Here is a 26,642-nt window from a genome sequence, read left to right as displayed (position 1 = left end):
ATCCGGAGGTATCCTTCCAACCCCGGAAAGGAATTAGCCATGAGCGAACGCAAATACTTCGGTACGGACGGCATCCGTGGCCATGTCGGCTCGTACCCGATCAGCGCCGACTTCATCCTGCGACTGGGCCGTGCCGCCGGTGCCGTGCTGGCGCGCCGCCGCGCCGCCGACCGCCGGGGGGCCGGTGCCGGTCCCGATCGCCGCGACCCCAACCGCAAGGTGCTGGTGGTCATCGGCAAGGACACCCGCGTGTCCGGCTACATGTTCGAAGCCGCGCTGGAAGCCGGTCTGGTCGCCTCGGGTGCCGACGTCCGCCTGCTCGGCCCGATGCCCACGCCGGGCGTGGCCTACCTGACACGTTCCCTGCGCGCCGACGCCGGTATCGTCATCAGCGCCTCGCACAATCCGCACCAGGACAACGGCATCAAGTTCTTTTCCGGGCAGGGCGAAAAACTGGACGATTCGCTCGAGGCCGAGATCGAGGCCGAGCTCGAGGCGGACTTCGCCACCGTGGCGTCCGAAGCGTTGGGCAAGGCCCGCCGCGTCGACGACGCGGTGACCAAGTACGCCGAGTTCTGCAAGTCCACCGTGGCCGACGAGTTCTCGCTGCGCGGCATGCGTCTGGTGCTGGACTGCGCCCACGGCGCCACCTACCAGGTCGCGCCCAAGGTGTTCACGGAGCTGGGGGCCGAGGTCTCGACCATCGGTGCCGAGCCGGACGGCCTCAACATCAACCGCGGCGTCGGCTCCACGGCCCCCGAGGCGCTGGCCAGAGCCGTGGTCGAGCGCGGGGCCGACCTGGGCATCGCCTTCGACGGTGACGGCGACCGCGTCCGCATCGTCGATGTCGACGGCTCGGTCACCGATGGCGACGACATGCTCTACGTGATCGCGCGCCACTGGAAGCGCAAGGCATCCCTGCCGGGTCCCGTCGTCGGCACGTTGATGAGCAACTATGGCCTGCAGCGTGCGCTGAAGGCGATGGACATCCCTTTCGTGCGCGCCAATGTGGGCGATCGCTACGTCCTGCAGCAGCTCAAGGAACACGGCGGCATCCTCGGCGGCGAGACGTCCGGGCACGTGCTGTGCCTCGACCGCTTCACCACGGGCGATGGCATCGTCGCCGCGCTGGCCCTGCTCGAATGCCTGGCCGAGACGGGCGAGACCTTCGGTGAGGCCCGTGCCGGTCTGGTCAAGCTGCCGCAGACGATGCTCAACGTGCGCGTGCAGGGCGCCAAGGCGGCGCTGGGCAGCGACACGGTGAAGCAGGCGCTTGCCGAGGTGGAAGCCGTACTGGAAGGACGCGGGCGCGTCGTACTGCGGGCTTCGGGTACCGAACCGCTGGTCCGCGTCACCATTGAGGCCGCCGACGCGGCCGAAGTGGAACGTCTGGCGGGGCAGCTGGCCGAGGCCGTAAAATCGGCGGCCCAGGCAACCGCCTGAACGAAATCCGGAAGCAGCATGAAGAAGGTTCCCACCCTCGATATCCGTCGTTACGAGACCGACCGCGACGCCTTCGTCGCCGAGCTCGGCGCGGCCTATCGCGAATTCGGTTTCTGCGGCATCAGCGGTCACGGCATCCCGAAGGAAGCCATCGACGGCGCGTACGACGCCTTCGTGCGCTTCTTCGCGCTGCCCGACGAGACCAAGCGGCAGTACCACATCCCCGGCGGTGGCGGTGCGCGCGGCTACACGCCGTTCAAGGTCGAGACCGCCAAGGACAGCAAGTTCGCCGATCTCAAGGAGTTCTGGCACATCGGTCGCGAGATCCCGCGCGACTCGAAGTTTGCCGACGTGATGCCGGCCAACGTGTGGCCGTCCGAGGTGCCGGACTTCAAGGAAAAGGGCTACGGCATCTACGACGCGCTGGACCAGCTCGGCGCGCGCGTGCTGCGCGCCCTGGCCCTGCACATCGACCTGCCGGAGCGTTTCTTCGACGACAAGATCGACTCGGGCAATTCCATCCTGCGTCCGATCCATTACCCGCCGATCGTCCAGGACGACGTGCCCAACGTGCGCGCCGGTGCGCATGAGGACATCAACTTCATCACGCTTCTGGTGGGCGCGAGCGCGGAGGGCCTCGAGGTACTCACGCGTGAAGGTGAGTGGCTGCCGATCACCACCGAGGGTGACGCCATCGTCGTCAACATCGGCGACATGCTGCAGCGCCTCACCAACCACGTGTACCCGTCGACGACGCACCGCGTGACCAACCCGCAGAACGCCAACGCCCGCAAGCCGCGCTATTCGGTGCCGTTCTTCCTGCATCCGAACCCGGATGTCGTGCTGGACGTGCTGCCGTCCTGCATCACGCCCGAGAACCCGAAGCGCTACCCGGAGCCGATCACGGCGCACGAGTATCTTCAGGAACGTCTGCGCGAGATCAAACTGATCTGACTCCGCCTTAGCGGCTTTTTCACCGGGAGGGTCCCACGATGGACCCTCCCGGTTTTCGTTCCGGAGTACCTCGTGAAGACATCCAGCCAGCAAACGCCGGCCAAGCCGTCGTCTACCCGAAAAAAGGCCGCCTCACCAAAGGGCAGCGTGCGCACCTCCGGTAAGCGCGTGCGCCGCCAGCGCACGATGCGCGCACGCGGCCGGGCATAAACAGCGCCATCCTCTACGCAAAGCTCCTGTAGGAGCGCGCCCCGCGCGCGACATCCCTCGCAGGAGCGCGTCGCGCACGCGACCCTAAGGCACCACCAGATCCGACGTCTCCGCCTTCTCACCCCTATGCAGATAAGGATGAGCAAACACGGCGCCCAGAATGATCGCCACCCCCACATAAAACGCCCAGCCCAGTTCCCTCTGCTCTCCCAGCAGCGGGACGGCCAGGACGATCGCATACACCGGCTCCAGATTCGTCACCATCTGCGTCGCGAAGGCGGTGAGATGCCGTAACGCTGTCAGCGCCAGGACGAAGGGCAGCAGCGTGCACCCATAGGCCAGCAAAACGATCAGTGCCCCGTCGTGCAGATCGGGCACGGGAAATGCCGTGCCCGGCATGAACGGTGCAAGCACGGTAAGGAACAGGGTGCCCGTGCCCAGCTCGATACAGGTCACTGTGAGTGAATCGGCCTTATCGATGAGCCGCTTGTTGAACGCGCTGAAGAACGCCACGAACAACGCGGACAGCACGCCAACGGCGAGGCCGATCCGCATCTCACCCGGCACGCCGCCGGCGACCAGCGCCACGCCGGGCACGACGGCGGCACCGATCAGCAATTCGCGTGGATCGAAACGTCGTCCGGCCACCCATGGCTCGACCACGGCCAGAAATGCGGGGCATAGTGCGATACACGTCGCGGCGACCGAGGCGTTGGCCAGTTTGATCGCGCCGTAAAACGTCAGCCAGTGCAGCGCGACGATGACGCCGATCCCCGCATAGGACAGCAGCAGCTTTGACGGAAGCGCGCGTATCGCTCGCCATACCCGGGGCAGGCAGAGCAGGGTTCCCGAGACCAGCAACATTCGCCACCAGACCAGGGGCAGGGCGGCCAGGGTGATCAGCTTGCCGAGGATGGCGGTAAAGCCCCAGAGCAGGACGCAGAAGTGGATCTGGAGATGGGCTTTACGGGAAGGCGACATGCGCGAAGCTTGCCGGGGCGGTGGCGCATCCACAAGCGCCACAGCGCACCCGTAGGAGCGCGCCTTCCGGGCGATGCTCTTGGTCAACGCCCGTCAGGGCAAAAAGCATCGCGCGCAGGGCGCGCTCCTACGGTGGGTTACCGGCCCTTGGTCTTCCCAGCCGGCGGGGCCTTAGGCGGGTTGTTCCGGATGTCGTCGAGCAACGGCTTGCACTGCGTCGCATCCGCTTTGCCGCTCTCCGGCACCGCCAGGGCACCGAGGGCAGCGACAGGAGCGGCAAACACCGCCAGCGCCGCCGCACCGCCCGCACGCAGGATCAGCGGCCCGGCGTGCACGCCGACCGAGGGGTTCTTCATCGTCCCGTGCACATACAGCGGCGAGCGAAGCGAGAAGAGACGGAAACCCTTCGTATGCGGAACGATGTCGAGGTTCAGCTTTTCATCCCGGAAGTTGATATTGCCGTTGACATTGATCAGAGCCTTCTCGGTATCCAGCGCGAAGAGGCGCGACTCCATGTCGCCGTTGGTCGCCACCAGATCGGCGGCCATGCAGTTGATCTTGACTACCTCATCGCCGAAGAGCTTGTTCACCGCGTAGCTGCCGACATTCAGGCCGGCGAGTTCCAGCAGCGAGCTGCTGATGGCGCCGTCGTTGATCAGCAGCTTCACCTCGCCGTTCGAGCTGCCCAGCAGGGCGGCGGGCGAGTTGCCGGTGGCGGTGAGGGAAGCATCGCCGTTGAGCTCACCGAAGCTGGTCTGCATCGGCGCGAAGGTCGGGAAAAGCTCCTTCAGCTTCAGATGACGGGCGCCCAGATTGAAGCCACCCCTCAAGGGCGTCTTCGATCCGTCCAGTTTGATGTTGCTGCCGACCGTGCCGCCGGCCACGCCGAACTTCAGCGGGTCGAGGATCAGCACGGCGTCCTTCATGATGAGGTGGGTGTAGAGGTTGTCGATCGGCAGACGCTCACCGTGGACGATCTTCACGCCAGTGAATTCGACATCCGCGTCCATGGCGTTCCAGCGATCGGTCTTGAACGGCTCGACGGGCAGCACCTTGTCGTTAGGTTGCTTCACCGCGTCGCCGCGCTCGGCCTTCTCTTCGTTCGAGCCACCGCCGATGAGCGGGGCCAGATCGCTGAAGAGCAACTGGTTGGACTTGAGCGCGCCGGTCAGCTTCGGACGCGGCCCGCCCGTGTTGAACGTCAGGCTCCCGCCCAGGTCGCTGCCTCCCACCTTGCCGGTGAAGTGGTCGTAGGTGAAGACGCTGGCGCCCTTCTTCAGATTGGCCTTGAGGTGGCCCTCGGTGGCGAACGGCGGCGTGTCCGGCAGGGTCACGCCGGTCAGGTCATACAGATGCGACATGCTCGTGCCGGAAAACCACAGGCGGACGTCCAGCGCGCCCATGTTGATCGGGTCGGTAAGGGTACCGACGAAGGCGATATGCGTATCGCCGAAGCGCGCGTCGGCCGCGACCGGGAAGGGACGGTTCGAGTCGCGGAGCGCGAGCACGCCGCCGGTCTTCGCCTTTGCGGTCACCGTCGACTTCTTGTACGTGCCCTTGGCTTCCCACGCGAACTGATAGACCTGCTTCTTCTTGGTCTCGTCGTTGCGGTCCTTCTCGTCCGCGTCGCTCTTCGACATCGCTTTGGCGCTGGCGCCCGTGGTCTTCTTTGCCTGCGCGCGCGAGTCGGTCTCCTGCTGCGCCATGATCTCGTCGAACGGGATGCCCTTGCTCAGTGGCGTCACGTCGATGCCCATGGCGATCTGGGTCTGCGCATCGTTGAAATCGATGTGACCCTTGTCGAACGCGATCGCGTTGAGTTCGAGCTGCCACTCGGACGGGCCCGTGCTTTCCGGCAGCTTGAAGGTCCACGTGTTGTCACCGTTCTTCACCCGCTGAAGATCGATCTTCGGCTGGCCAAGACGGATCTCCGGCACCACGATGCGGTGCGAGATCAGCGGGAAGGGCGAGAGGCGGAACTGGAGGGAGTCGAGCGTCGCGAACTGCTTCGTCTTCGCCCAGTCGGGATTGGCGACGGTGATGTCACGCGCTTCGAAGTGCGGCCAGGGGATCAGGCTGAGCAGCCCGCTTTCACCCGGCTCGCGCGACCAGTGCGCGGAAAGGTCGCCATTGATCGCGAAAGGACGGCCGATGGCCTCCGAGACTTTCTCGTTGATCGTCGGCTTCAACCGGTTCCAGTCGAAGAACGCGATGAACAAGATGATCGCAACGATCAGCAGGACGAAGATCCCGATAACCCAGGCCAGTATTTTCCTTCCACGTCGCATCGTCACTTCTCCACTCCCATAACGGAGACAGAGGTAACGTGATCGCCGCCAACGTTATGTGTTCACGGAAGGCGGCGATTAAGCGTCGTGCAGGGGAGGTGATTGCGGGAGTATCGGAGGCCCCGCGGCATCAGTCGGCCTGCCAGTACCCCGTCGCCTTCACCCAGTCCTTGTCGATCCCGCGCGTTTCGACGAGCAGCGAACGCAGGGATCGCGCACGCTTCGACTCCGTGGCCACCCACCAGAACGTGTCGCCACCCGGGATCGGCAGCGCCGCCAGCGTATCGTCCAGCGACGGCACCGAGCGATCGCGTACGAACCAGTGCACATCCCGCGCGAGTATTTGCTTCTCTTCGTTGGAGCCGATCTCGACCAGTACGGTCACGGGTGTCGAGGCAGGCAGCTCCTCGAGCCAGCGGCCGATGGCAGGCAGCGCGGTTTCGTCGCCGACCAGCACGTAATGATCGAAGTCGTGGGGCACGATCATCGATCCCCGCGGCCCGCCGACACCGAGGGTGTCACCGACCTTCACCCGCTCCGCCCAGGTCGAGGCCGGGCCTTCCCCGTGCAGAACGAAGTCGATGTCGAGCTCGTTATGCGCGCCGTTGTAGCGGCGCGGCGTGTAATCCCGGGCGGGCGACGGGGTGACACCCTCGGCGAACACCGGGCCTTCCGGGGTCATCGTCGGCGTGTTGATCGCGCCGTCGTCGACGGGGAAGAACAGCTTGACGTGGTCGTCGGGCGAGGCGGTGACGAAGCCCTCGAGGTCCGGGCCGGTGACCGTCACCCGCACCATGTGCGGGGTCAGGTTCTGCACGCGGGACACGCTGAGCTTGCGCATCTTCAGTTCGTGGCGGACGCGGGTGATGGCGTGGCGCTCGGTGATATCGCTCATGCGTTGCGCTCCGCGATGGCCCTGGCGGTGGCTTCGAGCAGCTTTGCGACGCGATGCAGCTCGGCCTCGTCCCATGCCTTGTGGTGGTTGATCAGCTGGTGCTTCAGTGTGTGCATCGCCTCGCGTACCTCGTTGGGGACGCTCATGCGGCGCATGTGGCGCGACATGACCTGCAGGCGCTCGGTCAGGGCTTCCAGCGTGTCGCGGTTTTCCTGAAGGAAGGTGCTGCCGGCTTGGGTGATCGCGTAGAGCTTCTTGCCGCCGGTCTCGGCCTCGACCCGGGCGTAGCCGAGCTCTTCGAGCATGGTCAGGGTGGGATAGATGGCGCCCGGGCTCGGGCTGTACTGGCCCTCGAACATCTCCTCGATGGTGCGGATCAGCTCGTAGCCGTGGCGCGGCTGCTCTTCGATCAGGGCGAGCAGAAGGAGGCGCAGGTCGCCGGTGCCGAACATGCGGCCGCCGAAACGACCGCCGCCGCGGCCGCCGCGCATACCGTCGCCGCGGTCGTCGAAGCCGAAGGGGCCGCCGCCGAAGCGGCCGCCCGGACCGCCGCGGCCCATGGCCATGGCCGCCATCTTGTCGTGGAAGCGGTGTTTTGCGTGGTGGAAAAAGTGCATGGGGGTACTCCAGATATATCGTACGTAGTGGTCGTACGATATATCTTAAGAAACACTCTTGGCAAGACCCGCGCTGGCGCCGCTCCTAGCCGAAGGTGAACGTGAACGCGTGGAACCCGCCCTTCGGAATCTTGATCGTCAGCACGTGGTCCTTGTATCCGTCGCCATCGAACAGGGTGTACAGCTTGCTCTTCTGGACGGTCACCGGCGCCATCGGCTTGCCGTCCACCGCGATCTCCAGTGTCACGGCATCGTTTGCGCTCGCCACCATATGCACCTTCTTCGCCTTGAAGTGCAGGCGAATCTCACCGTTGGCGCCCACCAGCGTGGCGTTCTGGCGACCGATCTCCCACTTGCCGATCAGTGCGAACTGGTTGAGCTCCAGCCTCGACGGCGCCGTGAAATCGCGGGTACCGGCGCTGTCGCCGCCCGGGCTGGCATTGTTCTTCGCACGGTCGCTGCCGAAATACATTTCCGGCGAGCCCAGCTGGGTGAAGTCCGGCGCGTCCTTGTCGGCTTCGGTGGTGGCCTCGAGACGCGGCAGGCCGAGCAGGGTACGGATCGCGTTTTCCATCTCGGCGTAATTGCCCTCGCCGAAATGATGGGCGATGACGTTGCCGCGCTGGTCGACCAGATACTCGGCCGGCCAGTACTGGTTATCCCAGGCGTCCCATGTCTCCAGATCGTTGTCCTGGGCCACCGGGTACTTGATGTTGTACTTCGCGATGGCGTCGCGGACGTTGCCGTCCTGCTTCTCGAAGGCGAACTCCGGCGAGTGAACGCCGACGATCACCAGACCCTTGTCCTTGTACTGGTCGTACCAGCGTGTGACGTGGGGCAGGGTGCGCAGGCAGTTGATGCAGGAATACGCCCAGAAGTCGATCAGCACGACCTTGCCGCGCAGGCTCTTCATGGTCAGGGGCCTGGAATTCTGCCAGTTGGCGATGCCGGCGAATTCCGGGGCGGTCTGGGCGGCCATGGCCGGCGTGGCCGCCGCGAAGGCGGTCAGCGCGACGAGCAGGGCGAAAAAGGTGTGACGTAGCTGATGCATGAAAACTCCGTGGTTCCTGGATACCGGAAGAAGACCGGTCGATCGCCCGGCACCTTACACCGGCCGGGTGCGCTAAAATCGCTGCTTTGCCAGCCCCCGCGAGCCAGCCGAAGCGCCATGACCTCGATCAAGCAGGACGACCTCATCACCAGCGTCGCCGACGCTCTCCAGTACATCTCGTACTATCACCCGGTCGACTACATCAAAAACCTCTCCGCCGCATACGAGCGTGAAGAGTCGCCGGCCGCCAGGGACGCCATCGCCCAGATCCTGATCAACTCGCGCATGTGCGCCGAGGGGCACCGCCCGATCTGCCAGGACACCGGCATCGTTACGGTGTTTCTCAAGGTCGGCATGAACGTGCGCTGGGACGATGCGACGATGGGCGTCGAGGACATGGTCAACGAGGGTGTGCGCCGCGCGTACAACCATCCGGACAACAAGCTGCGCGCCTCGGTCCTGGCCGACCCGGCGGGCAAGCGCATGAACACCCGCGACAACACGCCGGCCGTGGTCAACGTGTCGATCGTGCCGGGCGACAAGGTCGACGTGATCGTCGCCGCCAAGGGTGGCGGTTCGGAAGCCAAGTCCAAGTTCGCGATGCTCAACCCCTCCGATTCCATCGTCGACTGGGTGCTGAAGACCGTGCCGACCATGGGCGCCGGTTGGTGCCCGCCGGGCATGCTCGGTATCGGCATCGGCGGCACCGCCGAGAAAGCGATGCTGCTGGCGAAGGAAGCGCTGATGGAGCCGATCGACATCGTCGACCTCATCGCGCGCGGCCCGTCCAACCGCGCCGAAGAACTGCGCCTCGAGCTGTACGAGAAGGTCAACGCGCTGGGGATCGGCGCGCAGGGCCTCGGTGGCCTGACCACCGTGCTCGACATCAAGGTCAAGGACTACCCGACCCACGCCGCCAACCTGCCGGTCGCGCTGATTCCCAACTGCGCCGCCACGCGTCACGCGCACTTCGTGCTCGACGGCTCCGGCCCGGTGGCGCTCGATCCGCCGTCGCTGGAAGACTGGCCGAAGCTCACCTACGACTCGTCCAAGGGCCGTCGCGTCGACCTCGACACGATCACCCGTGAGGACGTGCTCGACTGGAAGCCCGGCGAAACGATCCTGCTCAACGGCAAGCTGCTCACCGGTCGCGACGCCGCGCACAAGCGCATGATCGACATGTTGAACCGCGGCGAGACGCTGCCGGTCGACTTCACCAACCGCTTCATCTACTACGTCGGCCCGGTCGATCCGGTGCGCGACGAAGTGGTGGGCCCGGCCGGTCCGACCACCGCGACGCGCATGGACAAGTTCACCCGCCAGATGCTCGAGACCACCGGTCTGCTCGGCATGGTCGGCAAGAGCGAGCGCGGTCCGGCCGCTATCGAGGCCATTTGCGACAACAAGGCCGTTTATCTGATGGCCGTGGGTGGTTCGGCGTATCTCGTGTCCAAGGCGATCAAGGCGTCGCGGGTGCTGGCGTTCGAAGACCTCGGGATGGAAGCGATCTACGAGTTCGAGGTGAAGGACATGCCGGTGACGGTAGCGGTCGACAGCGCCGGCACGTCGGTGCATGAGACCGGCCCGAAGGAATGGAAGTCGAGGATCGGCAAGATTCCCGTAGTCGTCATGTAGGAGTCAGGTGCCATGTGTGGCGGGCGATCTGCTCATCTTCTTCCGTCACCATCACCCGTGACGGAACATCGCCGATCCACTGCAGCCCCGCGAGAATCGCATCGCGGGTAACCGCATCGTTCTCGCCGATACCGCCGGTAAACACGAGCAGATCGATGCCGCCGAGCGACGCGACCATCGCCGCGATCTGCTTCCGCGCTACATGCACGAACACATCCTGCGCGAGCTTCGACGCCTCGTTATCCATCGCATGCAACTTCCGCATGTCGCTGGTACCGCCGGAAAGCCCCTTCAGGCCGGCCTCCCGATCGACCAGTTTTTCAAGCCGCTCCGCATCGTAGCCACGTTCGCGCATCAGGTAGAGCAACACGCCCGGGTCCAGATCGCCCGGTCGGGTCCCCATCACGATGCCGCCGGTGGGCGTGAGCCCCATGGTCGTATCGACCGACCGCCCGTCGCGCACCGCGCACAGGCTCGCGCCATTGCCCAGATGGGCAATGACGACCCGCGACGGAATGCCATCGCCCAGCTGTCGGACGATCGACTCGTACGAGAGCCCGTGAAAGCCATACCGCTCGATACCACCCTCACGCAGATCCGCCGGCAAGGGCAGAGTCTTCGCGACAAGCGGCATCGACGCGTGAAAGGCCGTGTCGAAACACGCCACCTGCGGCAGGTCCGGGAAACGTTCTTTGCACCGTTTCACCATGTCTACCGCGGGCGGCACATGCAGTGGCGCGAACGCGCGCGCCTCGTCGAGGTGCGTCATCATCGCCTCGTCGATACGCGCATGCTTCCGCACACGGGGTCCGCCGTGCACGATGCGGTGACCGATCGCATCGGGGGAGGGCAGGGACTGTTTCGATAACGCATCGACGATGCCCGCCAGCGGATCGGCATCGGCGGGGCCGTCCGTCTGCCCGGTAAGCAGCGCCTCGCACCGGTCGCCATCGACGCGGTACAGGCCGTACTTCAGCGACGACGACCCCGTGTTGAGGGCCAGTACATGGCCGGTGGCACTCACGAGGGATCCTTCCCGTGCGATGCCGCCTCTTCCGCCTTCCACTGCCAGTCGCGCACCTCCGGCAGGTCCTGCCCGTGCTCACTGACGTACAGCTTGTGTCGCTGGATATCCGACCAGTAACGCTGCGTCGCCTTCTCGCGCTCACCGGCCAGGCGCGGAATGCGGTTGATCGCATCGAGGGCCAGCTGGAAGCGGTCCATGTTGTTCAGCACCATCATGTCGAGCGCGGTGGTGGTCGTGCCTTCTTCCTTGTAGCCGCGCACATGGATGTTGTCGTGGTTGTGCCGGCGATACGTCAGCTTGTGGATGATGCCGGGATAGCCATGGAAGGCGAAGATCACCGGCTTATCTTTGGTGAACAGATCGTCGAACACATCGTCGTCCATGCCGTGCGGATGTTCTTCCGGCTGTTCCAGCGACATCAGGTCGACCACGTTGACCACGCGGATGCGTATGTCCGGCACGTACTCGCGCAGCAGCATGACGGCGGCGAGAATCTCCACGGTCGGCGCGTCACCCGCGCAGGCCATGACCACGTCGGGTTCCTCCCCGCCACGGCCGGCCCATTCCCAGACGCCCGCCCCGGCGGCACAGTGACGGATCGCACTCTCCATATCCAGCCACTGCCAGTCCGGCTGCTTGCCCGCGATGATCACATTGACGTAGTGGCGGCTGCGCAGGCAGTGATCGGCGACGGAGAGCAGGCAGTTGGCATCGGGTGGAAGATAGATGCGCACGATCTCGGACTTCTTGTTCGCCACGTGATCGATAAAGCCGGGATCCTGATGCGAGAACCCGTTATGGTCCTGGTGCCAGACGTGCGAGCTCAGCAGGTAGTTGAGCGACGCGATCGGCGGACGCCACGACATCTTCCGGGTGACCTTCAGCCACTTCGCATGCTGGTTGAACATCGAATCGATGATGTGGATGAAGGCCTCGTAGCACGAAAAGAAACCATGGCGGCCGGTGAGCAGATAGCCTTCGAGCCAGCCCTGGCACTGGTGCTCGCTCAGTACCTCCATGACGCGGCCGGCGGGGGAGAGGTTCTCATCCACCTCTTCGTATTCCGCCAGCCAGGTCTTGCCGCTGGCTTCGTAGACGGCTTCGAGCCGGTTCGACGCGGTCTCGTCGGGCCCGAACAGGCGGAAGGTCTGCATGTTCTGCCGCATTACGTCGCGCAGGAACCTGCCGAGCACGCGCGTGGCTTCGGCCTTGTGGTCACCCGGTGTCTTTACGTCTTCCGCGAAACTGCGGAAGTGCGGCATATGCAGCTGCTTCAGCAACTGGCCGCCGTTGGCATGGGGATTCATGCCCATGCGGCGCTGACCCGTGGGTGCCAGCGAAGCGAATTCGTCCCGGAAACGGCCGTGTTCGTCGAAGAGTTCGTGCGCGTCGTAGCTCTTCATCCAGTCTTCGAGGATCTTCAGATGCTCATCGGTCTCGAATTTCGCGATGGGCACCTGATGAGCGCGCCACGTGCCTTCCACGGGCTTCCCATCCACTACCTTCGGGCCGGTCCAGCCCTTGGGGCTGCGCAGCACGATCATCGGCCAGCGCGGGCGCACGGCATCGGCGGCATCGTCGCTGCGGGCGGCCTCCTGGATGCGTCGGATCTCGTCGAGGCAGGTGTCGAGCGCCGCCGCGAAGTCCTGATGCATCGGCTCGAACTCGTGGCCTTCGACGAAGTGCGGCTCGTAGCCGTAGCCGCGCATCAGGTCGCGCAGTTCCTCCGGTTCGATGCGCGCGAGCACGGTGGGATTGGCGATCTTGAAGCCGTTGAGGTGCAGGATCGGCAGCACCGCGCCGTCGCGTGCGGGGTTGAGGAACTTGTTCGAATGCCACCCCGTGGCCAGTGCGCCGGTCTCGGCTTCACCATCGCCGACCACGCAGGCGACGATGAGGTCCGGGTTGTCGAACGCCGCGCCGAACGCGTGTGACAGCGAGTAGCCGAGTTCACCGCCTTCATGGATCGAACCCGGCGTTTCGGGTGCGACGTGGCTCGGAATGCCGTACGGCCACGAGAACTGGCGGAACAGTTCGCGCATGCCCGCTTCGCTGCGGTCGATGTGCGGATAGATCTCGGTGTACGACCCTTCCAGGTACGTATGCGCGACCAGGCCGGGACCGCCATGGCCGGGACCGATGACGTAGATCATGTTGAGATCGCGTTCGACGATCACGCGATTGAGATGCGTATAGATGAAGTTGAGGCCGGTAGTCGTGCCCCAGTGTCCAAGCAGCCGGTGCTTGATATGTTCCTTGCGCAGCGGCTCCTGCAGCATCGGATTGTCGCGGAGGTAGATCTGTCCCACGGTAAGGTAGTTGGCGGCACGCCAATAGGCATGCATGCGACGGAGCAGGTCGGGCGCGAGCGTCATGAGTGCTTCCAGGCGACGGGGTCGCCAAACAGGCTAAGCGCGCGAGGATTGTCCCGGCGTGAACGAAACGGCCCTGACTTCGTTTAATCGTGCGGCGGAACGCCGCGACGCGATGACGAACCGGTCAGATGGCGGCTCGGTTACTCGTGCGAGCCCAGTTCGCGCGTGCTCTGTTCGAGCACCTTCATGCCGTCTTCGTGCCTGCGCGCGTTACGTGCGTCCTCGGACTGCTGGCGCAGGCGTTCGCGCTCCGCGATTTCGCGCGCGGCGGACGGCGGATCGAGCGCACCATGCGTGCTGACGATGCCGGACGCACCACTGAGCGGAGGCGTGCCGGTCGCCGGCGCGACGGCGGACGCCGCCGGGTCGACAGGCGGGGCGGGTGCGACCGCCGGTGCGATGGCCGGCGTCTGCGCCGACACTGGCGCCGTGGACGGGGAGGGTGTGGCGTCGTCCGTCGGTGCCGTGGCGGCCACCTCTTCCCGGCGCGACATGCTGTGCCAGACGAATAACCCGAGCAGCGCCAGGATGGCGATCACGAGCAAGGCCGGGCCGAGACGCGAGGCGTCACCGGACGACCGGCGACGGGGCGCCGAGCCGCGTGTTTTCTCGTGCTTCGCGCCTTTGCCGCCCCGGGCGGATGGGGCCGAGGCCGCACCCGGAAGCGACATGTCGAGATGATCGGGCAGCTTCAGCATCACGCGCAGGACGTCACCGTCGACCAGCTGCAGGCGTGGCTGGCGGCGCATCAGTGCCCTGGCCTCGCTGCTGTAGCGCCCACGGGTGACGAAGACGCCCTTGCTCGCGGCCTCGTTGAGCATGTTGCCAAGCAGCTCGTTCACATCCTGCAGCTGCACTTCCTCGGTGTCCCAGTGCTTGCACTGGACGATGACGGTTTCGCTTCCGCGGCGCAGCCGGAGATCGACGCCAGCCGTCAGCGTCTTGAGTGACGTGGCAGGCGTATGGTGTTCAACGAGGTAACCCTGGCTACGATAATGCTCGGCCAGCAGATGCTCGAAATCCTGCCAGGCGAGGCGCGCGAGGGCGTCACCGGCTTGGGCTGGCGTCTGTCGTGCCGCAAACATCGTTCGGAAGAAACCCTGCCAAGGTTCAAACTGGCATTGTACCCGGACGGGACGCCGGATTTCCGCAACGGCGGATTTCCGCCATGGCATGGCGCCCGCCGTGCTCTCCGCCCTGCGTTGTCCGGGTTGCCGACGGTGGTTTCGCCCGGTAAATTGGGAGGTTGTATCGGGGGAATTCGGGGTTTGTCTGTGATCAAGCACGTATTGGCCGCCGCCGCGGCCCTGGCGCTGTCCGGTTGTGGCGGCAAGTCGATGATCGAGAGCGACATGAGTCGCCTGGTGTCCGCCAGCCCGGCGTCGCCGTGGCTCACTGTCGAAAACCGCGGTGAAAGCGTCGTCGTCGTTTCCGGGCTCGAGGGCAAGCCTAAGGTTCAGGTCAGCCCGGACATCGCCACGGCCGTCGAGGCCCGCCTGCGTACGACACTGCAGCCGAAGTACATCACCGACCTGATCATCAACTGCCGTGGGCTGGAGACAGCCACATCGGTCGCCGCCGAGGCTGAGCCGCCGGCCGCCAGTCTCACCCTCGCGGTGAACTGCCGGATCGTCAATCGCGGCGTGGTGACCGCCAAGGCCTATCGCATTCAGCAGTCGCTGCCGGTGCAGCCGGACGCGCCGCGCCTGGATACGCTGGTGCCGCGCCTGATCGACGGTGCGTCGACCCAGCTGGCGGATCAGCTCTGGGCGGACGTGAAAGCGACGACCCGTTAAGCCTCGACCGTATTGGCCGCCCGCACGGCTTCCTGACACTCCACCAGCTGAGCCTGGGTAAAGCTCTGGCCGGGCACGGCCAGCAGCACGGCATCGGCCTCGGCGCCGCCCTGGTCGATGAGGACGTCGATCATCGCCACGCGACTGGCCGCGATCAGGGCGCGGCCCAGCGGCGTGCGCGCGCCCGCGTCGGCGGGATCGGCGCGCTCGGACAGGGCCTGCACCACGCGGGATGGGAAGTCCCAGTGCCGCGCCGCATGCAGCGACAGGCGCTCCATCTGCTCGGCCAGCGCGGCGATGAACGAGCGGCTGTACTGCGGTACCGCGTCGCCGTATTTCTCGAGCTCGGCCAGGATGGCCTGGGAGCCCGTATGGCTGACCAGTCCGGCCAGAAAGGCCTCGAACGGCTCGCAGGCCGGACGGCCCAGATGGGAACAGGCGCGGGCGCAGCGCTCGGCGTGCTCCCACAGGCGTTCGCCGGCATGGTGGATGCCGTTTTCGCCCGTGCGCAGGATCGGCCGCATCACCAGTTGCATGACCACCCGGCGCAGGCCGTTCTGGCCGAGCAGCGTGATCGCCTGCTGCAGGCCCGTCACGGGTTTGGTCGAACGGAAGAAAGCGCTGTTGGCCACGCGGATGATTTCGCCGACCAGTACGCTGTCGCGGGAGACCTGTTCGGCCAGCATGCGGCTGTCGGTGTCGTCGCTGCGCAGTGAGCGCATCAGCTGCGGCACGACCGAGGGCAACCGGGGCAGCAGGCCGACGTCGAAACGTTCGCCGCCGAAGACGTCCTTCAGGCGGCGCAGCAGGCTCTGCTCGGCCGGCGTCATGGCGGGTTCGAACGATGGCGCCGCCGAGAGGATCAGCCGGTAGAAACGGTCTTCCACCTCGTCGGCCGGCAGCGCGCCGGCGGGCACCTCGACGATCGCCTCCACCCCTTCGTCGGCAACCGGCGCGGGCGCAGACACAAGCGGCCATGCGTTGCTGGCCGCCGCCGGGGGAGTCGCGCCGCGAGCGCCGAACCACTTCCTGAAAAACCGGCCGATCACGGGGAAGCCTCGAGGCTGGGGAGGGAGGAAGACACAGTATATGGCGGCCGTGAGGCGAACGAGTTGAGGGATACAATCTTACGATGGAACCGCTTCCGCCCAGCCGACTCGTCCTGCCCGCCGGCGCGTGGCCTTCCGTGCTGGATTTCCTGTGCGACCGCTTCCCGGCGATCGGCCGTCCGGTCTGGATCGACCGCATGGAGCGCGGCATGGTGGAGATCGACGGCGTGGCGATCGACCGGCTCGCGCCCTACCGGCCGGGTACCAGGCTGGCCTACCGCCGCGAGGTGCTGGCGGAGCCGACCATTCCCTTCGAGGAAACCATCGTCCATGCCGACGACGACCTCGTCGTGGCCGACAAGCCCCACTTCCTGCCCACGATGCCGGCCGGTCGTTTCGTCGAGGAGACCCTTTCCGTCCGCCTGATGCGCCGGCTGGATAACCCGGCGCTGGTCGCGCTGCATCGGCTGGACCGGGGCACCGCCGGGCTGGTCGTGTTCTCGGCCCGGCCGGAGAGTCGGGACGCCTATACACGCCTGTTCCGCGAACGCCGGATCGGCAAGGTCTATGAGGCGCTGGCCGCCCCTCTGCCGGACCTCGTTTTTCCGCACGTCCGGGAAAGCCGGATCGAGCGCGGTGAACCCTTCTTCCGCGTCCGCGAAGCCAAGGGCGAGCCCAATGCGCGCACCCGCGTCGAGGTGCTGGAGCGGGGCGAACACTGCTGGCGTTATCGGCTGCAGCCGGTGACCGGACGCAAGCACCAGTTACGTCTGCACATGGCCGCGCTGGGTGCGCCGATTCTGGGCGATCACGTCTATCCCGAACTGCGCGATGAGCCCGCGGACTTCAGCGAGCCGCTGCGGCTGCTCGCCCGTGAACTGCGCTTCGTCGACCCCGTCACCGGACAGGACCGCTCGTTTCTAAGCAAGCGTTCACTCGACCTTTGAGGCGGGCGGGCGCAAACTGTGCGCTTCCTCGCCGCTCCTTTCCGGATGACTTCCGCTCCTGGCTTCCGCACCGTTGCCCTGATCATCGCCAGCGCGATGTTCATGGAACAGTTGGACGGCACCATCCTGGCCACCGCGCTGCCGGCCATGGCGGAGTCCTTCGACGTTTCCCCGCTGCACATGAGTGTGGCGCTGACCTCGTACATGCTCAGCCTCGCCGTGTTCATCCCGGCCAGTGGCGCCATCGCCGATCGTTACGGTTCGCGCAACGTCTTCCGCGCCGCCATCGCGTTGTTCACGGTGGGATCCATTCTCTGCGGTCTGTCCGGCAACCTGCCGCTGCTGGTGCTGTCGCGCCTGCTGCAGGGTATCGGCGGCGCCATGATGGTGCCGGTGGGACGCCTGGTGCTGCTCCGCTCGGTGCCCAAGTCCGAGCTGGTCAGCGCGATGTCGTGGCTGCTGGTCCCTGCACTGATCGGGCCCGTGGTCGGGCCGCCGCTGGGTGGCTTCATCGTCACCTGGGTGTCCTGGCGCTGGATTTTCTACATCAACGTGCCGATCGGTCTGGCCGGCATGTGGCTGGCGACGAAATTCATTCCCGACATCCGTATTCCGGACAAGGTGCGCTTCGACAAGCTCGGTTTCGTACTGTCGGGTGTCTCGCTGTCGTGCCTGGTGTTCGGGCTGGAAATGGCCAGCCGGGGCGCGACGTCGATGGCAGGTTCCACGGGGCTGATGGTGGGCGGCCTGATCGTCGGTGCGATCTACGTATGGCATTCGAAGCGGACGACCAACCCGATCCTCGACCTGTCGCTGATGCGTTTCACCACCTTCCGCCTGTCCGTGATCGCAGGCTCGCTGACGCGTATCACGGCCGGTTCGGTGCCGTTCCTGCTTCCGCTGATGATGCAGCTGGGCTTCGGTCTTTCGGCGGCGCACAGCGGCGTGATCACCTTCGTGTCCGCACTGGGCGCGATGTTGATGAAGGCGACCGCGGCGCCGGTGCTGCGCTGGTGGGGTTTCCGCGCGACGCTCGTCTGGAACGGCGTCCTGTCGATGGTCTGCGTGGCCTTGTGCGCCGCGTTCCGGCCCGAGTGGCCGCTGTGGATCATCTATGTGGTGCTGCTGTTCAGCGGGTTCTTCCAGTCGCTGCAGTTCAGTGCATACAACACGGTGGCGTATGCGGATGTGCCCAGCGAGCGTTTTTCCAGCGCGACCAGTTTTTACACGACGTTCCAGCAGCTGATGCTGTCGCTGGGCATCTGCGTGGCCGCCGCGGCCTTGCATGTGTCGGTGACCTGGCACGGGCGCGAGCATGCGCAGCTGCCGGACTTCAGCGTGGCGTTCCTGGTGGTGACCTTCGTCTCGCTGCTGGCCGCGCCCGTGTGTCTGCTGCTGCCGAAGAATGCCGGCGCGGAGATGAGCGGACACCGCCGCCGCTAACGCCGTCGCTCACGTGTAGGAGCGCGCCCCGCGCGCGACCCGCGACCCGTCAAGGCAGCGCAATCGCCTCGCTGATCCAGCTCCCCACCTTCCCCGGCATCGCCGCCAGGCGCCTCGCCTGCGCGATGAACGGTCGCCTCGGAATCTCCACCGCTCCCATGCTCAGCAGATGATCGTTGGTCACCTGCGCATCCAGAAACGGAAACCCCCAGCCATGCAGCAGTCCGCATAAGCCCGCCAGCGCCACCTTCGATCCGCCCGTGCGCGCACTGAACATCGATTCGCCGCAGAACAGGCGGCCCACAGCCACGCCGTAGATGCCGCCGACCAGCGACCCGCGATCCCACACTTCGACGCTGTGCGCATGCCCGCGCCGGTGCAGCTCTTCGTAAGCGGCGATCATGTCCGGTCCGATCCACGTGCCCGGCTGGCCGTTACGCGGTGCCGCGCACGCACGCATCACCCGGGCGAACGAGGTGTCCGCAGTGATCCGCCAGTTCGACTTGTTGAGCTGCTTGCGCAGACTGCGGCTGATGTGGACTTCGTCCGTGCGGAACACGCAGCGCGGATCGGGCGACCACCAGAGGATCGGCTCGTCTTCGTTGAACCAGGGGAAGACGCCCTGCGAATACGCCGCCAGCAAGCGATCGGCCGAGAGATCGCCACCCCACGCCAACAAGCCGTTGGGCTCGGCCAGCGCCGACTCGGGGTCGGGGAACAGGCCAGTGCGCTGGGGATGCAGTTGTGGCAGCTGGATCATCGGTCCGCGTAAGGCGAGTGAGTCATCAGTTCGTCTTTATAGGCTTCACGGTGAGCCGCTTCGTGGACCAGGGCATCGGCCACGGCCTGGCGGAAACCTTCATGCGCAATGTAATGCCGCGAGTGGGTCAGCGTCGGCAGGAAGCCACGCGCCAGTTTGTGTTCGCCCTGCGCGCCGGGTTCGAAACGCGCCAGACCCTCGCGGATCGCGTAGTCGATACCGCGGTAGTAGCAGAGCTCGAAATGCAGGCCGGACAACTCCACGCTGGCGCCCCAGTAACGTCCATACAACGCGTCGGCGCTGCGGAGGAAGAGCGCCATCGCTACGATGTCACGGTCGTCGCGTGCAAGCGCGACCTGCACATTCGAACCGAGCGTACGTCCCAGGTATTGGAAAAACCGCGCCGTGAGTGCGGCATGGTTGCCCTTCATGTCGAAGGTGAGCTCGTAGAGGGCGTGGATCTGTCGCCACTCGGCATCGGACAGCGTGTCGCCGCCGCGCATCTCCAGGATCAGGCCGGAAGCCGCCGCATGCGCGCGCTCCTGTCGTATGTTCTTGCGCTTCTTGCGCGCCAGCGCATCGAGGAAGCCGTCGAAATCGGCATAACCGCGGTTATGCCAGTGAAACTGATAGTCCGCCCGGATCAGCCAGCGGTCGTCGAAGGCGTGAAGATCGGCCTCGGCGAGGAAGTTGGCGTGGATGGAGGACAGGCCGAGGCGATCGGCTTCGTCCACCAGCGCGGCGGTCAGCCGGTTGCGATGGATGTCGGCCCCGGGGCCCTCACGCACCAGCAGGCGCGGACCGGGCACGGGAGAGTAGGGCGCGGCGACCAGCAGCTTGGGGTAATAGTCCCCACCGGCGCGTTCCCAGGCCGAGGCCCAGCTCCAGTCGAAGACGAACTCGCCGTGCGAGTTGCCCTTGAGGTAGGTCGGGGCGGCGGCGACCAGCCGGCCGCCGTCGAAAATGGCAAGGTGGTAAGGCTTCCAGCCGTAATCCTCACGCAGGCAGCCCTTGGTCTCCATGCCGCTGAGAAACGCATGCGACACGAAAGGGTTGCCGTCGGGCACGAGCGCATCCCAGTCGGCGGCAGGGATCTCGCCGAGTCCGTCGAGGAAGCGGATCTCGCTCATGCGGCGCGGTGCCCCGCGCGTCGGGAGGCGCGGGGCGGTGCCATCACGTCAGCAGGTGCTGCTGGTCGAGCCATCGCTCGGCATCCAGTGCGGCCATGCAGCCGAAGCCGGCCGAGGTGATCGCCTGGCGGTAGACGTGGTCGGCCACGTCGCCCGCCGCGAACACGCCCGGGACCGAGGTCGCCGTGGCCATGCCGTGGGTGCCCGACTGGATCTGGATGTAGCCGTCCTTCATGTCGAGCTGACCTTCGAAGATGCCGGTGGCCGGGGTGTGGCCGATGGCGACGAAGAAGCCCTGGACGTCGAGGTCGCGCTTCGCGCCGGTGTTGACGTCCTTGACGCGGACGCCGTTGACGCCGGAGTCGTCACCCAGCACTTCGTCGATCTGGTGGTTCCAGAGCAGCTCGATCTTGCCGGCCGCGACCTTCTCGAAGACCTTGTCCTGCATGATCTTTTCCGCACGGAACTTGTCGCGGCGGTGGACGAGGTACACCTTGCGGGCGATGTTTGCGAGGTACAGGGCTTCTTCGACCGCGGTGTTGCCCCCGCCGACCACCACCACGTCCTGCTCGCGGAAGAAGAATCCGTCGCAGGTGGCGCAGGCGGAGACCCCGCGGCCCTTGAACTTCTCTTCCGAGGCGATGCCCAGGTACTTGGCGGTGGCACCGGTGGTGATGATCAGCGCGTCGGCGGTGTACTCGCCGCTGTCACCCTTCAGGCGGAACGGGCGGTTGCCCAGATCCACGCTGTGGATGTGGTCGAAGACCATCTCGGTTTCGAACCGCTCGGCGTGCTCGGCCATGCGGCGCATCAGCTCCGGTCCCTGCACACCCTTCTCGTCACCGGGCCAGTTGTCGACCTCGGTGGTGGTCATCAGCTGACCGCCCTGCTGCAGGCCGGTGATCATCGTCGGCTTGAGGTTGGCGCGCGCCGCGTAGACGGCGGCGGTATAGCCGGCGGGACCGGAGCCGAGGATCAGCAGACGGCTGTGCTTGGGGGTGCTCATGTATAATCCTTGAGGTTTGCTGCGACGTGTTTCGAGGTTGCGCAAGATCGTTGTCGACCCGGAAGAATGGGGAAGACGAGGGTGCGATTCAAGACATTCGCTTCATGATGGTGCCTCCCATGTCCCCGCATGGTGGCTTTTGTTCGTCCGACTTCTCTCGGTTCATTCAGGATCCTCCTCAAGATGCGCATCGGTATCCCCTCCGAAACCAAGACCCTCGAAGGCCGCGTGGCCCTCATTCCGGCCGCCGCGGCCGATCTGGTCCGCCGTGGCCATGAGGTCTTCATCCAGTCCGGCGCCGGCACCAAGTCCGGTTATACGGACGCCGACTACGCCGTGCTGGGCGTCACCGTGGTGCCCGACGCCGCCGCCCTTTATGAAAAGGGCGAGCTGATCGTCAAGGTCAAGGAGCCGATCGAAGGCGATCTGAAGCTGCTCAAGAAGCACCACCTGCTGTTCTGCTACCTGCACCTAGCCGCCGAGCCGGCGCTGACCAAGAGCCTGCTGGATATCGGCCTGACCGGTATCGCGTTCGAGTCCGTCGACGAAAACGGCGTGCTGCCGCTGCTGCTGCCGATGTCCGTCATCGCCGGCCGCATCGCCACCCAGATCGGCACCACGCTCCTGCACCAGCCCAACGGCGGCAAGGGCAAGCTGCTGGGCGGCATGGCGTCCACGCCGCGCGGCAAGGTCGTCGTGCTGGGTGCGGGCGCCGCCGGTGGCAACGCCGCCGCGCTCGCCGCCTCGGCCGGTGCCAACGTCGTCGTCTTCGACAAGCGCCAGGACCGTCTGGCCGAGATGATGGCCATGGGCCCCAACGTCACCGCGCTCTACGCCTATGAGTCCTCGGTGGCCGAAGAAGTCCGCAACGCCGACATCGTCGTCGGCGCCGTGCTGATCCCCAGCGCCAAGGCGCCGCGCGTGGTCACGGAAGATATGGTCAAGGCGATGGAGAAGGGCTCGGTGCTCGTCGACATCTCGATCGACCAGGGCGGCTGCTTCGAGACCTCGCGTCCGACCACCTGGAAGGAGCCGACCTACGACGTCCACGGCGTGACGCATTTCTGCGTGACCAACATGCCGGGCGCCGTGCCGCAGACCTCGTCGACCGCCATTTCGGCCGCCATCCTGCCGTACGTGCAGCGCCTGGCCGCCGGCGACGCGTGGCGCGATCACGCTCCGCTGGCCGCCGGCATCAATATCGAGGGCGGCAAGCTCGTCCACCCGGCGCTTCAGGGCGTGGCATGATGCCGAAAACCCGATCCGAGGTCGTTTGCTAAGTGGCGCGCAGCGCGAAAGTCGTCAAGAAACAGGCCAGGACGCAGATCAAGGCCCAACGCGAAGGCTTGAGTGACGAACTCAAGCGTCGCCTGCGCGAAGCGGGAGCCCTTCTGGTGCTCCCGCTCGCCCTGTACCTGCTCGTCTGCCTGATCAGCTACAACGATCAGGACCCGAGCTGGGGCCACATGGGGGTCGCCGAGCACGCCACCAATTTCGGTGGTGCGGTCGGCGCCAACATCGCCAATCTGCTCCGTTACATCTTCGGCCTGGTCTCGTACTTCTTTCCGCTGCTGCTGCTGGCCCTCGGCGTGCAGGTGATCCGCCAGCGGGGCGAGCGCAACGTCGCCCCGTGGGAGCCGTCCCTGCGCCTGATCGGGTTCGTGTTCTTCTTCATCACCGGCCCCGCGCTGGTGTATCTGAACGTCGATTCGCCCGTGTTGCCGGAAGGCCCGGGCGGCATCGTCGGCAAGTGGGTCGGGCGCGGCGTGCATGCCGCGTTCGGCGACAAGGGCGCGCCGCTGCTGCTGCTGGCCCTGTTCCTCATCGCCGTCACCCTCGCCACCGGCCTGTCATGGTTCCGCCTCATGGACCTGACGGGGCAGGGCGTGGTGCGACTGGGCGGCTGGTTCGGCGGCAAGATGCGCCGCGCGCCGGACGTCATGGCGGCCCGCACCGCACGCGCCGAGCGCGAAGTGGTGAAGAAGGCCGAGGCCGTCAAGCAGGCCAGACGCGAGCCCGTACGTATCGAGACGCCCACCCCCATGGTGGTCAAGAGCGAGCGTGCGTCCCGCGAGAACCAGATCCCGCTGTTCACCGGCGCATCCATCGAGGGTGAGATCCCGCCGCTGTCGCTGCTGGACGAAGCGCCGCCGCAGGGGCCTGGCTACTCCGAGGAAACCCTCGAGGTGCTGTCGCGCCAGGTGGAGCTGAAGCTCAAGGACTTCCGTGTCGAGGCGCGTGTGGTCGGCGTCTATCCCGGCCCGGTCATCACCCGCTTCGAGCTCGAACCCGCCGCGGGCGTGCGCGGCAGCCAGGTCTCCAGCCTGGACAAGGACATCGCGCGCGGGCTGTCCGTGGTCAGCGTGCGCGTGGTCGACGTCATTCCGGGCAAGAACGTCATCGGCCTGGAAATCCCGAACACCAAGAAGCAGATCGTCTACCTCTCGGAAATCCTTCGTTCCGAGCGCTACGACCAGGTGAAGTCGCCGCTGGCGCTCGCCCTCGGCAAGGACATCGGCGGCAAGGCCGTGGTCACCGACCTCGCCAAGATGCCCCACCTGCTCGTCGCCGGTACCACCGGTTCCGGTAAGTCCGTGGCGGTCAACGCCATGGTGCTCAGCTTGTTGTACAAGTCGAGCGCCAAGGACGTCCGGATGATCATGATCGATCCGAAGATGCTGGAGCTCTCGGTCTACGAAGGCATCCCGCATCTGCTGGCGCCGGTCGTCACCGACATGAAGGAAGCCGCCAACGCGCTGCGCTGGTGCGTCGCCGAGATGGAGCGCCGCTACAAGCTCATGGCCGCGGTTGGCGTGCGCAACCTCGGTGGCTTCAACAAGAAGGTGAAGGACGCGGAGAACAGCGGGCAGCCGCTGCTCGACCCGCTGTTCCGCGCCAACCCCGACATGCCGTCCATGACGGCCGATCCGCTCGAGCCGCTGCCGCACATCGTCATCATCATCGACGAGTTCGCCGACATGATGATGATCGTCGGCAAGAAGGTCGAAGAGCTGATCGCGCGTCTGGCGCAGAAGGCGCGTGCGGCGGGTGTGCATCTGATCCTCGCCACGCAGCGTCCGTCGGTCGACGTCATCACGGGTCTGATCAAGGCGAACATCCCGACGCGTATCGCGTTCCAGGTGTCGTCCAAGATCGACTCGCGCACCATCCTCGACCAGTCCGGCGCGGAAGCGCTGCTCGGTCACGGTGACATGCTCTACCTCCCGCCGGGTACGGCCACGCCGGAGCGCGTGCACGGTGCCTTCGTGGACGACCACGAGGTGCACAACGTCGTCGAGTGGCTGCGTGCGCAGGGTGCGCCCAACTACATCGAAGGCGTGCTGGAAGAAGTCCAGTCCACCGCCGATGGCAAGATCATCAACGACGCCGGTCTTCCGCAGGATGCCGACGGTGACGGCGACAGCGACAACGCTCTCTACGACCGCGCCGTGCGCGTGGTGACGGAGACGCGTCGCGCGTCCATCTCCGGCGTGCAGCGTCATCTGCGTATCGGCTACAACCGCGCCGCCCGCCTCGTCGAACAGATGGAGCAGGAAGGCATCGTCAGCGCCCCGCAGCACAACGGTAACCGTGAAGTGCTGGCGCCGCCGCCCCCCAAGGATTAATCGCCCCATGAACACCATGAAGCCGGGCGCGCTACGTCAGCGCCCCTGGAGCCTGCTCGTCACCGGCGACCTCGTGCCCACGGCCGAGGTGCTCGACGAAGTCACGAGCGTGTTCGAACTCAATCCGTCCATCCCGGGTCTGGAGCTGCGCGCCGACGACGGCCGCGCGTGCTTCGTCACTCGCGAGTACCCGAGCGGACACACCGCCGAGGTCGACGACGCGCTGGAAGTGATCTTCGCCGAGCAGACCGAGATCGCCGAGATCGTCGTGCTGGGTCAGGAAGCGCGCCCCGCGCATACGGCCACCCGTGACGCGCCTTTCTGGCACCGCGACGGTAAGGCCATCGCCGACATCAGCGAGAAGATGGAGGCTGGCGAGATCTCGCCGGGCGAAGCCATCGACATGCTTAAGTCGCTGTTCGAAACCGATCGCTGACAATCGCGCCGAACCCTACGGAAGACATCCCATGAAACGCCTCCTGCTCGCCGCGACGCTGTCCCTCCTCAGCCTGCCGACTTTCGCCGCCACCGGCGCGGCCCGCGAGCGCCTGGATGCCTTCTCCAAGGGCCTGCACTCGCTGACCGGCCGCTTCAGCCAGACCCTGGCCAACGCCAATGGCGACCAGGGCAAGGTCAGCTCCGGCACGCTGGCGCTGCAGGCTCCGCGCCAGTTCCGCTGGGAGACCACGGCGCCGTACAAGCAGACGATCGTCGCCGACGGCAGCCGCGTATGGCTCTACGACCCCGACCTGGAGCAGGTCACGGTGCGCAAGCAGAGCAGCGAGGAAGCGCAGAGCCCGCTCACGGTGCTGACCGACCTGTCGCAGATGGACAAGGACTTCAAGGTCACCGAGCAGGGTGAGCACGACGGCCTGGTCTGGCTGCGCCTGCAGTCCACGTCGAAGGACCCTCAGTTCGACTTCGCCGATCTGGGGTTCGACGCCAGCGGCCTCGCCCGCATGGCCTTCAAGGACCAGCTCGGCAACACGACGCAGATTTCGTTCGCCGGATGGCAGAAGAACCCCGCCGTGCCGGCCAGCACGTTCGAGTTCGTCCCCCCGCAGGGCACCGATGTGATCGGAGACGCCCCGGTGCTGCAGACCCAGCCGGTGAAATAGCGCGCATCACCCCCTCCGGGACGCGACCCGCGCTGTAGGAGCGCGCCCTGCGCGCGAAAAGCCAACAGCGCGAGGAAGCAGGAAGGGTACGGCTTCACCGCTCTGTGGGCTTTTCGCGCGCGGGGCGCGCTCCTACACACGCGGGGGGGGCGCTCCTACACGCGCGGGGCGCGCTCCTACCCGTCTGGCATTCATGCCAGACTCCGCCCGTCACACAGGATGTTACGGAGAGACCAACGGTATGTACGTCATCTGGGCCATTGTCTGCGCGGTGATCGGCGCCCTTGTCGA

General features: G+C 65.9%; 22 protein-coding genes. 10 read left to right on the top strand and 12 right to left on the bottom strand.

The annotated features are described in order from the left end of the window. Nucleotides 1-39: 39 nt before the first annotated feature. Together glmM and FA87_RS10575 are read left to right on the top strand one after the other, a co-directional pair. On the top strand, nt 40-1,443 hold the full coding sequence (gene glmM, locus FA87_RS10580; protein WP_036112621.1) for a phosphoglucosamine mutase: 1,404 nt from the start codon (nt 40-42) through the stop codon (nt 1,441-1,443). An 18-nt stretch (nt 1,444-1,461) separates the two neighbouring features. Then, nucleotides 1,462-2,397: a 2-oxoglutarate and iron-dependent oxygenase domain-containing protein gene (locus FA87_RS10575; RefSeq protein WP_036112623.1), complete on the top strand. Its 936-nt coding sequence runs from the start codon at nt 1,462-1,464 to the stop codon at nt 2,395-2,397. 294 nt (nt 2,398-2,691) lie between these two features. Here the strand turns inward: FA87_RS10575 and FA87_RS10570 are convergent, their stop codons facing one another. The 5 genes from FA87_RS10570 to FA87_RS10550 form a co-directional block, all read right to left on the bottom strand. Further along, nucleotides 2,692-3,588 carry a DMT family transporter gene (locus FA87_RS10570; protein WP_043694453.1) on the bottom strand — a complete coding sequence of 299 codons (897 nt, stop codon included), beginning with the start codon at nt 3,586-3,588 and terminating at the stop codon, nt 2,692-2,694. 137 nt (nt 3,589-3,725) lie between these two features. Beyond that, entirely contained in the window at nt 3,726-5,876 is a 2,151-nt protein-coding gene (locus FA87_RS10565; RefSeq protein ID WP_043694451.1) for an AsmA family protein, read from the bottom strand. Between the two features lie 130 nt (nt 5,877-6,006). After that, complete coding sequence (locus FA87_RS10560; protein ID WP_043694448.1) at nt 6,007-6,771, bottom strand: siderophore-interacting protein; 765 nt, start codon at nt 6,769-6,771, stop codon at nt 6,007-6,009. Then, nucleotides 6,768-7,388, bottom strand: coding sequence for a PadR family transcriptional regulator (locus tag FA87_RS10555; RefSeq protein WP_081996564.1), 621 nt, complete (start codon nt 7,386-7,388; stop codon nt 6,768-6,770). Before FA87_RS10555 ends, FA87_RS10560 begins: the two co-directional genes overlap by 4 nt. 85 nt (nt 7,389-7,473) lie before the next feature. Continuing rightward, the gene (locus FA87_RS10550; RefSeq protein WP_052191297.1) at nt 7,474-8,439 is read right to left on the bottom strand and encodes a thioredoxin family protein; all 966 of its coding nucleotides are present in this window, start codon (nt 8,437-8,439) and stop codon (nt 7,474-7,476) included. Nucleotides 8,440-8,556: 117 nt separating this feature from the next. On the opposite strand from FA87_RS10550, the gene FA87_RS10545 reads away from it, so the two are divergent. Then, a complete protein-coding gene (locus FA87_RS10545) occupies nt 8,557-10,074 on the top strand; it encodes a fumarate hydratase (RefSeq protein WP_043694446.1) in 1,518 nt (505 codons plus the stop codon). Here the strand turns inward: FA87_RS10545 and FA87_RS10540 are convergent. From FA87_RS10540 to FA87_RS19930, 3 genes are all read right to left on the bottom strand, one after another. Next, on the bottom strand, nt 10,067-11,098 hold the full coding sequence (locus FA87_RS10540; protein ID WP_043694443.1) for an acetate kinase: 1,032 nt from the start codon (nt 11,096-11,098) through the stop codon (nt 10,067-10,069). The two genes, FA87_RS10545 and FA87_RS10540, sit on opposite strands and share 8 nt — an antisense overlap. Continuing rightward, a complete protein-coding gene (locus tag FA87_RS10535) occupies nt 11,095-13,476 on the bottom strand; it encodes a phosphoketolase family protein (protein ID WP_052191296.1) in 2,382 nt (793 codons plus the stop codon). The genes FA87_RS10540 and FA87_RS10535 overlap by 4 nt, the downstream gene beginning before the upstream one ends. Before the next feature lie 140 nt (nt 13,477-13,616). After that, nucleotides 13,617-14,561, bottom strand: a complete 945-nt coding sequence (locus FA87_RS19930) for a restriction endonuclease (RefSeq protein ID WP_052191295.1) — start codon at nt 14,559-14,561, stop codon at nt 13,617-13,619. A 183-nt stretch (nt 14,562-14,744) separates the two neighbouring features. Here FA87_RS19930 and FA87_RS10525 point away from each other — a divergent pair, with 183 nt between their 5' ends. After that, nucleotides 14,745-15,272 carry a hypothetical protein gene (locus tag FA87_RS10525; RefSeq protein WP_139382614.1) on the top strand — a complete coding sequence of 176 codons (528 nt, stop codon included), beginning with the start codon at nt 14,745-14,747 and terminating at the stop codon, nt 15,270-15,272. Here FA87_RS10525 and FA87_RS10520 read toward each other — a convergent pair. Further along, the gene (locus FA87_RS10520; RefSeq protein WP_052191294.1) at nt 15,269-16,321 is read right to left on the bottom strand and encodes an HDOD domain-containing protein; all 1,053 of its coding nucleotides are present in this window, start codon (nt 16,319-16,321) and stop codon (nt 15,269-15,271) included. The genes FA87_RS10525 and FA87_RS10520 overlap by 4 nt on opposite strands. 83 nt (nt 16,322-16,404) lie before the next feature. Between FA87_RS10520 and FA87_RS10515 the strand changes: the two genes are divergently transcribed. Further along, the gene (locus FA87_RS10515; protein ID WP_043694441.1) at nt 16,405-17,268 is read left to right on the top strand and encodes a pseudouridine synthase; all 864 of its coding nucleotides are present in this window, start codon (nt 16,405-16,407) and stop codon (nt 17,266-17,268) included. A 45-nt stretch (nt 17,269-17,313) separates the two neighbouring features. Next, complete coding sequence (locus tag FA87_RS10510; RefSeq protein WP_051943556.1) at nt 17,314-18,711, top strand: MFS transporter; 1,398 nt, start codon at nt 17,314-17,316, stop codon at nt 18,709-18,711. Between the two features lie 49 nt (nt 18,712-18,760). Here FA87_RS10510 and aat read toward each other — a convergent pair whose 3' ends face one another. Genes aat through trxB form a run of 3 tightly spaced genes read right to left on the bottom strand, consistent with a single transcriptional unit; the run spans nt 18,761 to nt 21,607 of the window. Beyond that, a complete protein-coding gene (aat, locus tag FA87_RS10505) occupies nt 18,761-19,471 on the bottom strand; it encodes a leucyl/phenylalanyl-tRNA--protein transferase (protein WP_036112640.1) in 711 nt (236 codons plus the stop codon). Then, nucleotides 19,468-20,601: a GNAT family N-acetyltransferase gene (locus FA87_RS10500; protein ID WP_043694439.1), complete on the bottom strand. Its 1,134-nt coding sequence runs from the start codon at nt 20,599-20,601 to the stop codon at nt 19,468-19,470. Before FA87_RS10500 ends, aat begins: the two co-directional genes overlap by 4 nt. A 43-nt stretch (nt 20,602-20,644) precedes the next feature. Beyond that, nucleotides 20,645-21,607, bottom strand: coding sequence for a thioredoxin-disulfide reductase (gene trxB / locus FA87_RS10495; RefSeq protein ID WP_036112649.1), 963 nt, complete (start codon nt 21,605-21,607; stop codon nt 20,645-20,647). Nucleotides 21,608-21,790: 183 nt separating this feature from the next. On the opposite strand from trxB, the gene FA87_RS10490 reads away from it, so the two are divergent. The 4 genes from FA87_RS10490 to lolA all read left to right on the top strand — a co-directional run bounded on the left by FA87_RS10490 (nt 21,791) and on the right by lolA (nt 26,351). Then, a complete protein-coding gene (locus tag FA87_RS10490; RefSeq protein ID WP_043694435.1) occupies nt 21,791-22,855 on the top strand; it encodes an alanine dehydrogenase in 1,065 nt (354 codons plus the stop codon). 98 nt (nt 22,856-22,953) lie between these two features. Further along, complete coding sequence (locus FA87_RS10485; protein WP_197062404.1) at nt 22,954-25,233, top strand: DNA translocase FtsK; 2,280 nt, start codon at nt 22,954-22,956, stop codon at nt 25,231-25,233. A gap of 7 nt (nt 25,234-25,240) precedes the next feature. Beyond that, entirely contained in the window at nt 25,241-25,669 is a 429-nt protein-coding gene (locus FA87_RS10480) for a hypothetical protein (protein ID WP_036112654.1), read from the top strand. A 31-nt stretch (nt 25,670-25,700) separates the two neighbouring features. Further along, nucleotides 25,701-26,351 carry an outer membrane lipoprotein chaperone LolA gene (gene lolA / locus FA87_RS10475; protein WP_036112657.1) on the top strand — a complete coding sequence of 217 codons (651 nt, stop codon included), beginning with the start codon at nt 25,701-25,703 and terminating at the stop codon, nt 26,349-26,351. The last annotated feature ends 291 nt before the right edge of the window (nt 26,352-26,642 follow it).

Origin of the sequence: Luteibacter sp. 9133, from assembly GCF_000800155.1 — a bacterium.
GTDB classification, from domain to species: domain Bacteria; phylum Pseudomonadota; class Gammaproteobacteria; order Xanthomonadales; family Rhodanobacteraceae; genus Luteibacter; species Luteibacter mycovicinus.
This window is presented reverse-complemented; position numbering and strand designations above follow the sequence as displayed.

What these genes read in the sequence shown, in the direction of transcription:
- glmM (WP_036112621.1), top strand. Translation starts at nt 40, where the DNA reads ATGAGCGAACGCAAATACTTCGGTACGGACGGCATCCGTGGCCATGTC.
- FA87_RS10575 (WP_036112623.1), top strand. Translation starts at nt 1,462, where the DNA reads ATGAAGAAGGTTCCCACCCTCGATATCCGTCGTTACGAGACCGACCGC.
- FA87_RS10570 (WP_043694453.1), bottom strand. Translation starts at nt 3,588, where the DNA reads ATGTCGCCTTCCCGTAAAGCCCATCTCCAGATCCACTTCTGCGTCCTG.
- FA87_RS10565 (WP_043694451.1), bottom strand. Translation starts at nt 5,876, where the DNA reads ATGCGACGTGGAAGGAAAATACTGGCCTGGGTTATCGGGATCTTCGTC.
- FA87_RS10560 (WP_043694448.1), bottom strand. Translation starts at nt 6,771, where the DNA reads ATGAGCGATATCACCGAGCGCCACGCCATCACCCGCGTCCGCCACGAA.
- FA87_RS10555 (WP_081996564.1), bottom strand. Translation starts at nt 7,388, where the DNA reads ATGCACTTTTTCCACCACGCAAAACACCGCTTCCACGACAAGATGGCG.
- FA87_RS10550 (WP_052191297.1), bottom strand. Translation starts at nt 8,439, where the DNA reads ATGCATCAGCTACGTCACACCTTTTTCGCCCTGCTCGTCGCGCTGACC.
- FA87_RS10545 (WP_043694446.1), top strand. Translation starts at nt 8,557, where the DNA reads ATGACCTCGATCAAGCAGGACGACCTCATCACCAGCGTCGCCGACGCT.
- FA87_RS10535 (WP_052191296.1), bottom strand. Translation starts at nt 13,476, where the DNA reads ATGACGCTCGCGCCCGACCTGCTCCGTCGCATGCATGCCTATTGGCGT.
- FA87_RS19930 (WP_052191295.1), bottom strand. Translation starts at nt 14,561, where the DNA reads ATGTTTGCGGCACGACAGACGCCAGCCCAAGCCGGTGACGCCCTCGCG.
- FA87_RS10515 (WP_043694441.1), top strand. Translation starts at nt 16,405, where the DNA reads ATGGAACCGCTTCCGCCCAGCCGACTCGTCCTGCCCGCCGGCGCGTGG.
- FA87_RS10510 (WP_051943556.1), top strand. Translation starts at nt 17,314, where the DNA reads ATGACTTCCGCTCCTGGCTTCCGCACCGTTGCCCTGATCATCGCCAGC.
- aat (WP_036112640.1), bottom strand. Translation starts at nt 19,471, where the DNA reads ATGATCCAGCTGCCACAACTGCATCCCCAGCGCACTGGCCTGTTCCCC.
- FA87_RS10500 (WP_043694439.1), bottom strand. Translation starts at nt 20,601, where the DNA reads ATGAGCGAGATCCGCTTCCTCGACGGACTCGGCGAGATCCCTGCCGCC.
- trxB (WP_036112649.1), bottom strand. Translation starts at nt 21,607, where the DNA reads ATGAGCACCCCCAAGCACAGCCGTCTGCTGATCCTCGGCTCCGGTCCC.
- FA87_RS10490 (WP_043694435.1), top strand. Translation starts at nt 21,791, where the DNA reads ATGCGCATCGGTATCCCCTCCGAAACCAAGACCCTCGAAGGCCGCGTG.
- FA87_RS10480 (WP_036112654.1), top strand. Translation starts at nt 25,241, where the DNA reads ATGAACACCATGAAGCCGGGCGCGCTACGTCAGCGCCCCTGGAGCCTG.
- lolA (WP_036112657.1), top strand. Translation starts at nt 25,701, where the DNA reads ATGAAACGCCTCCTGCTCGCCGCGACGCTGTCCCTCCTCAGCCTGCCG.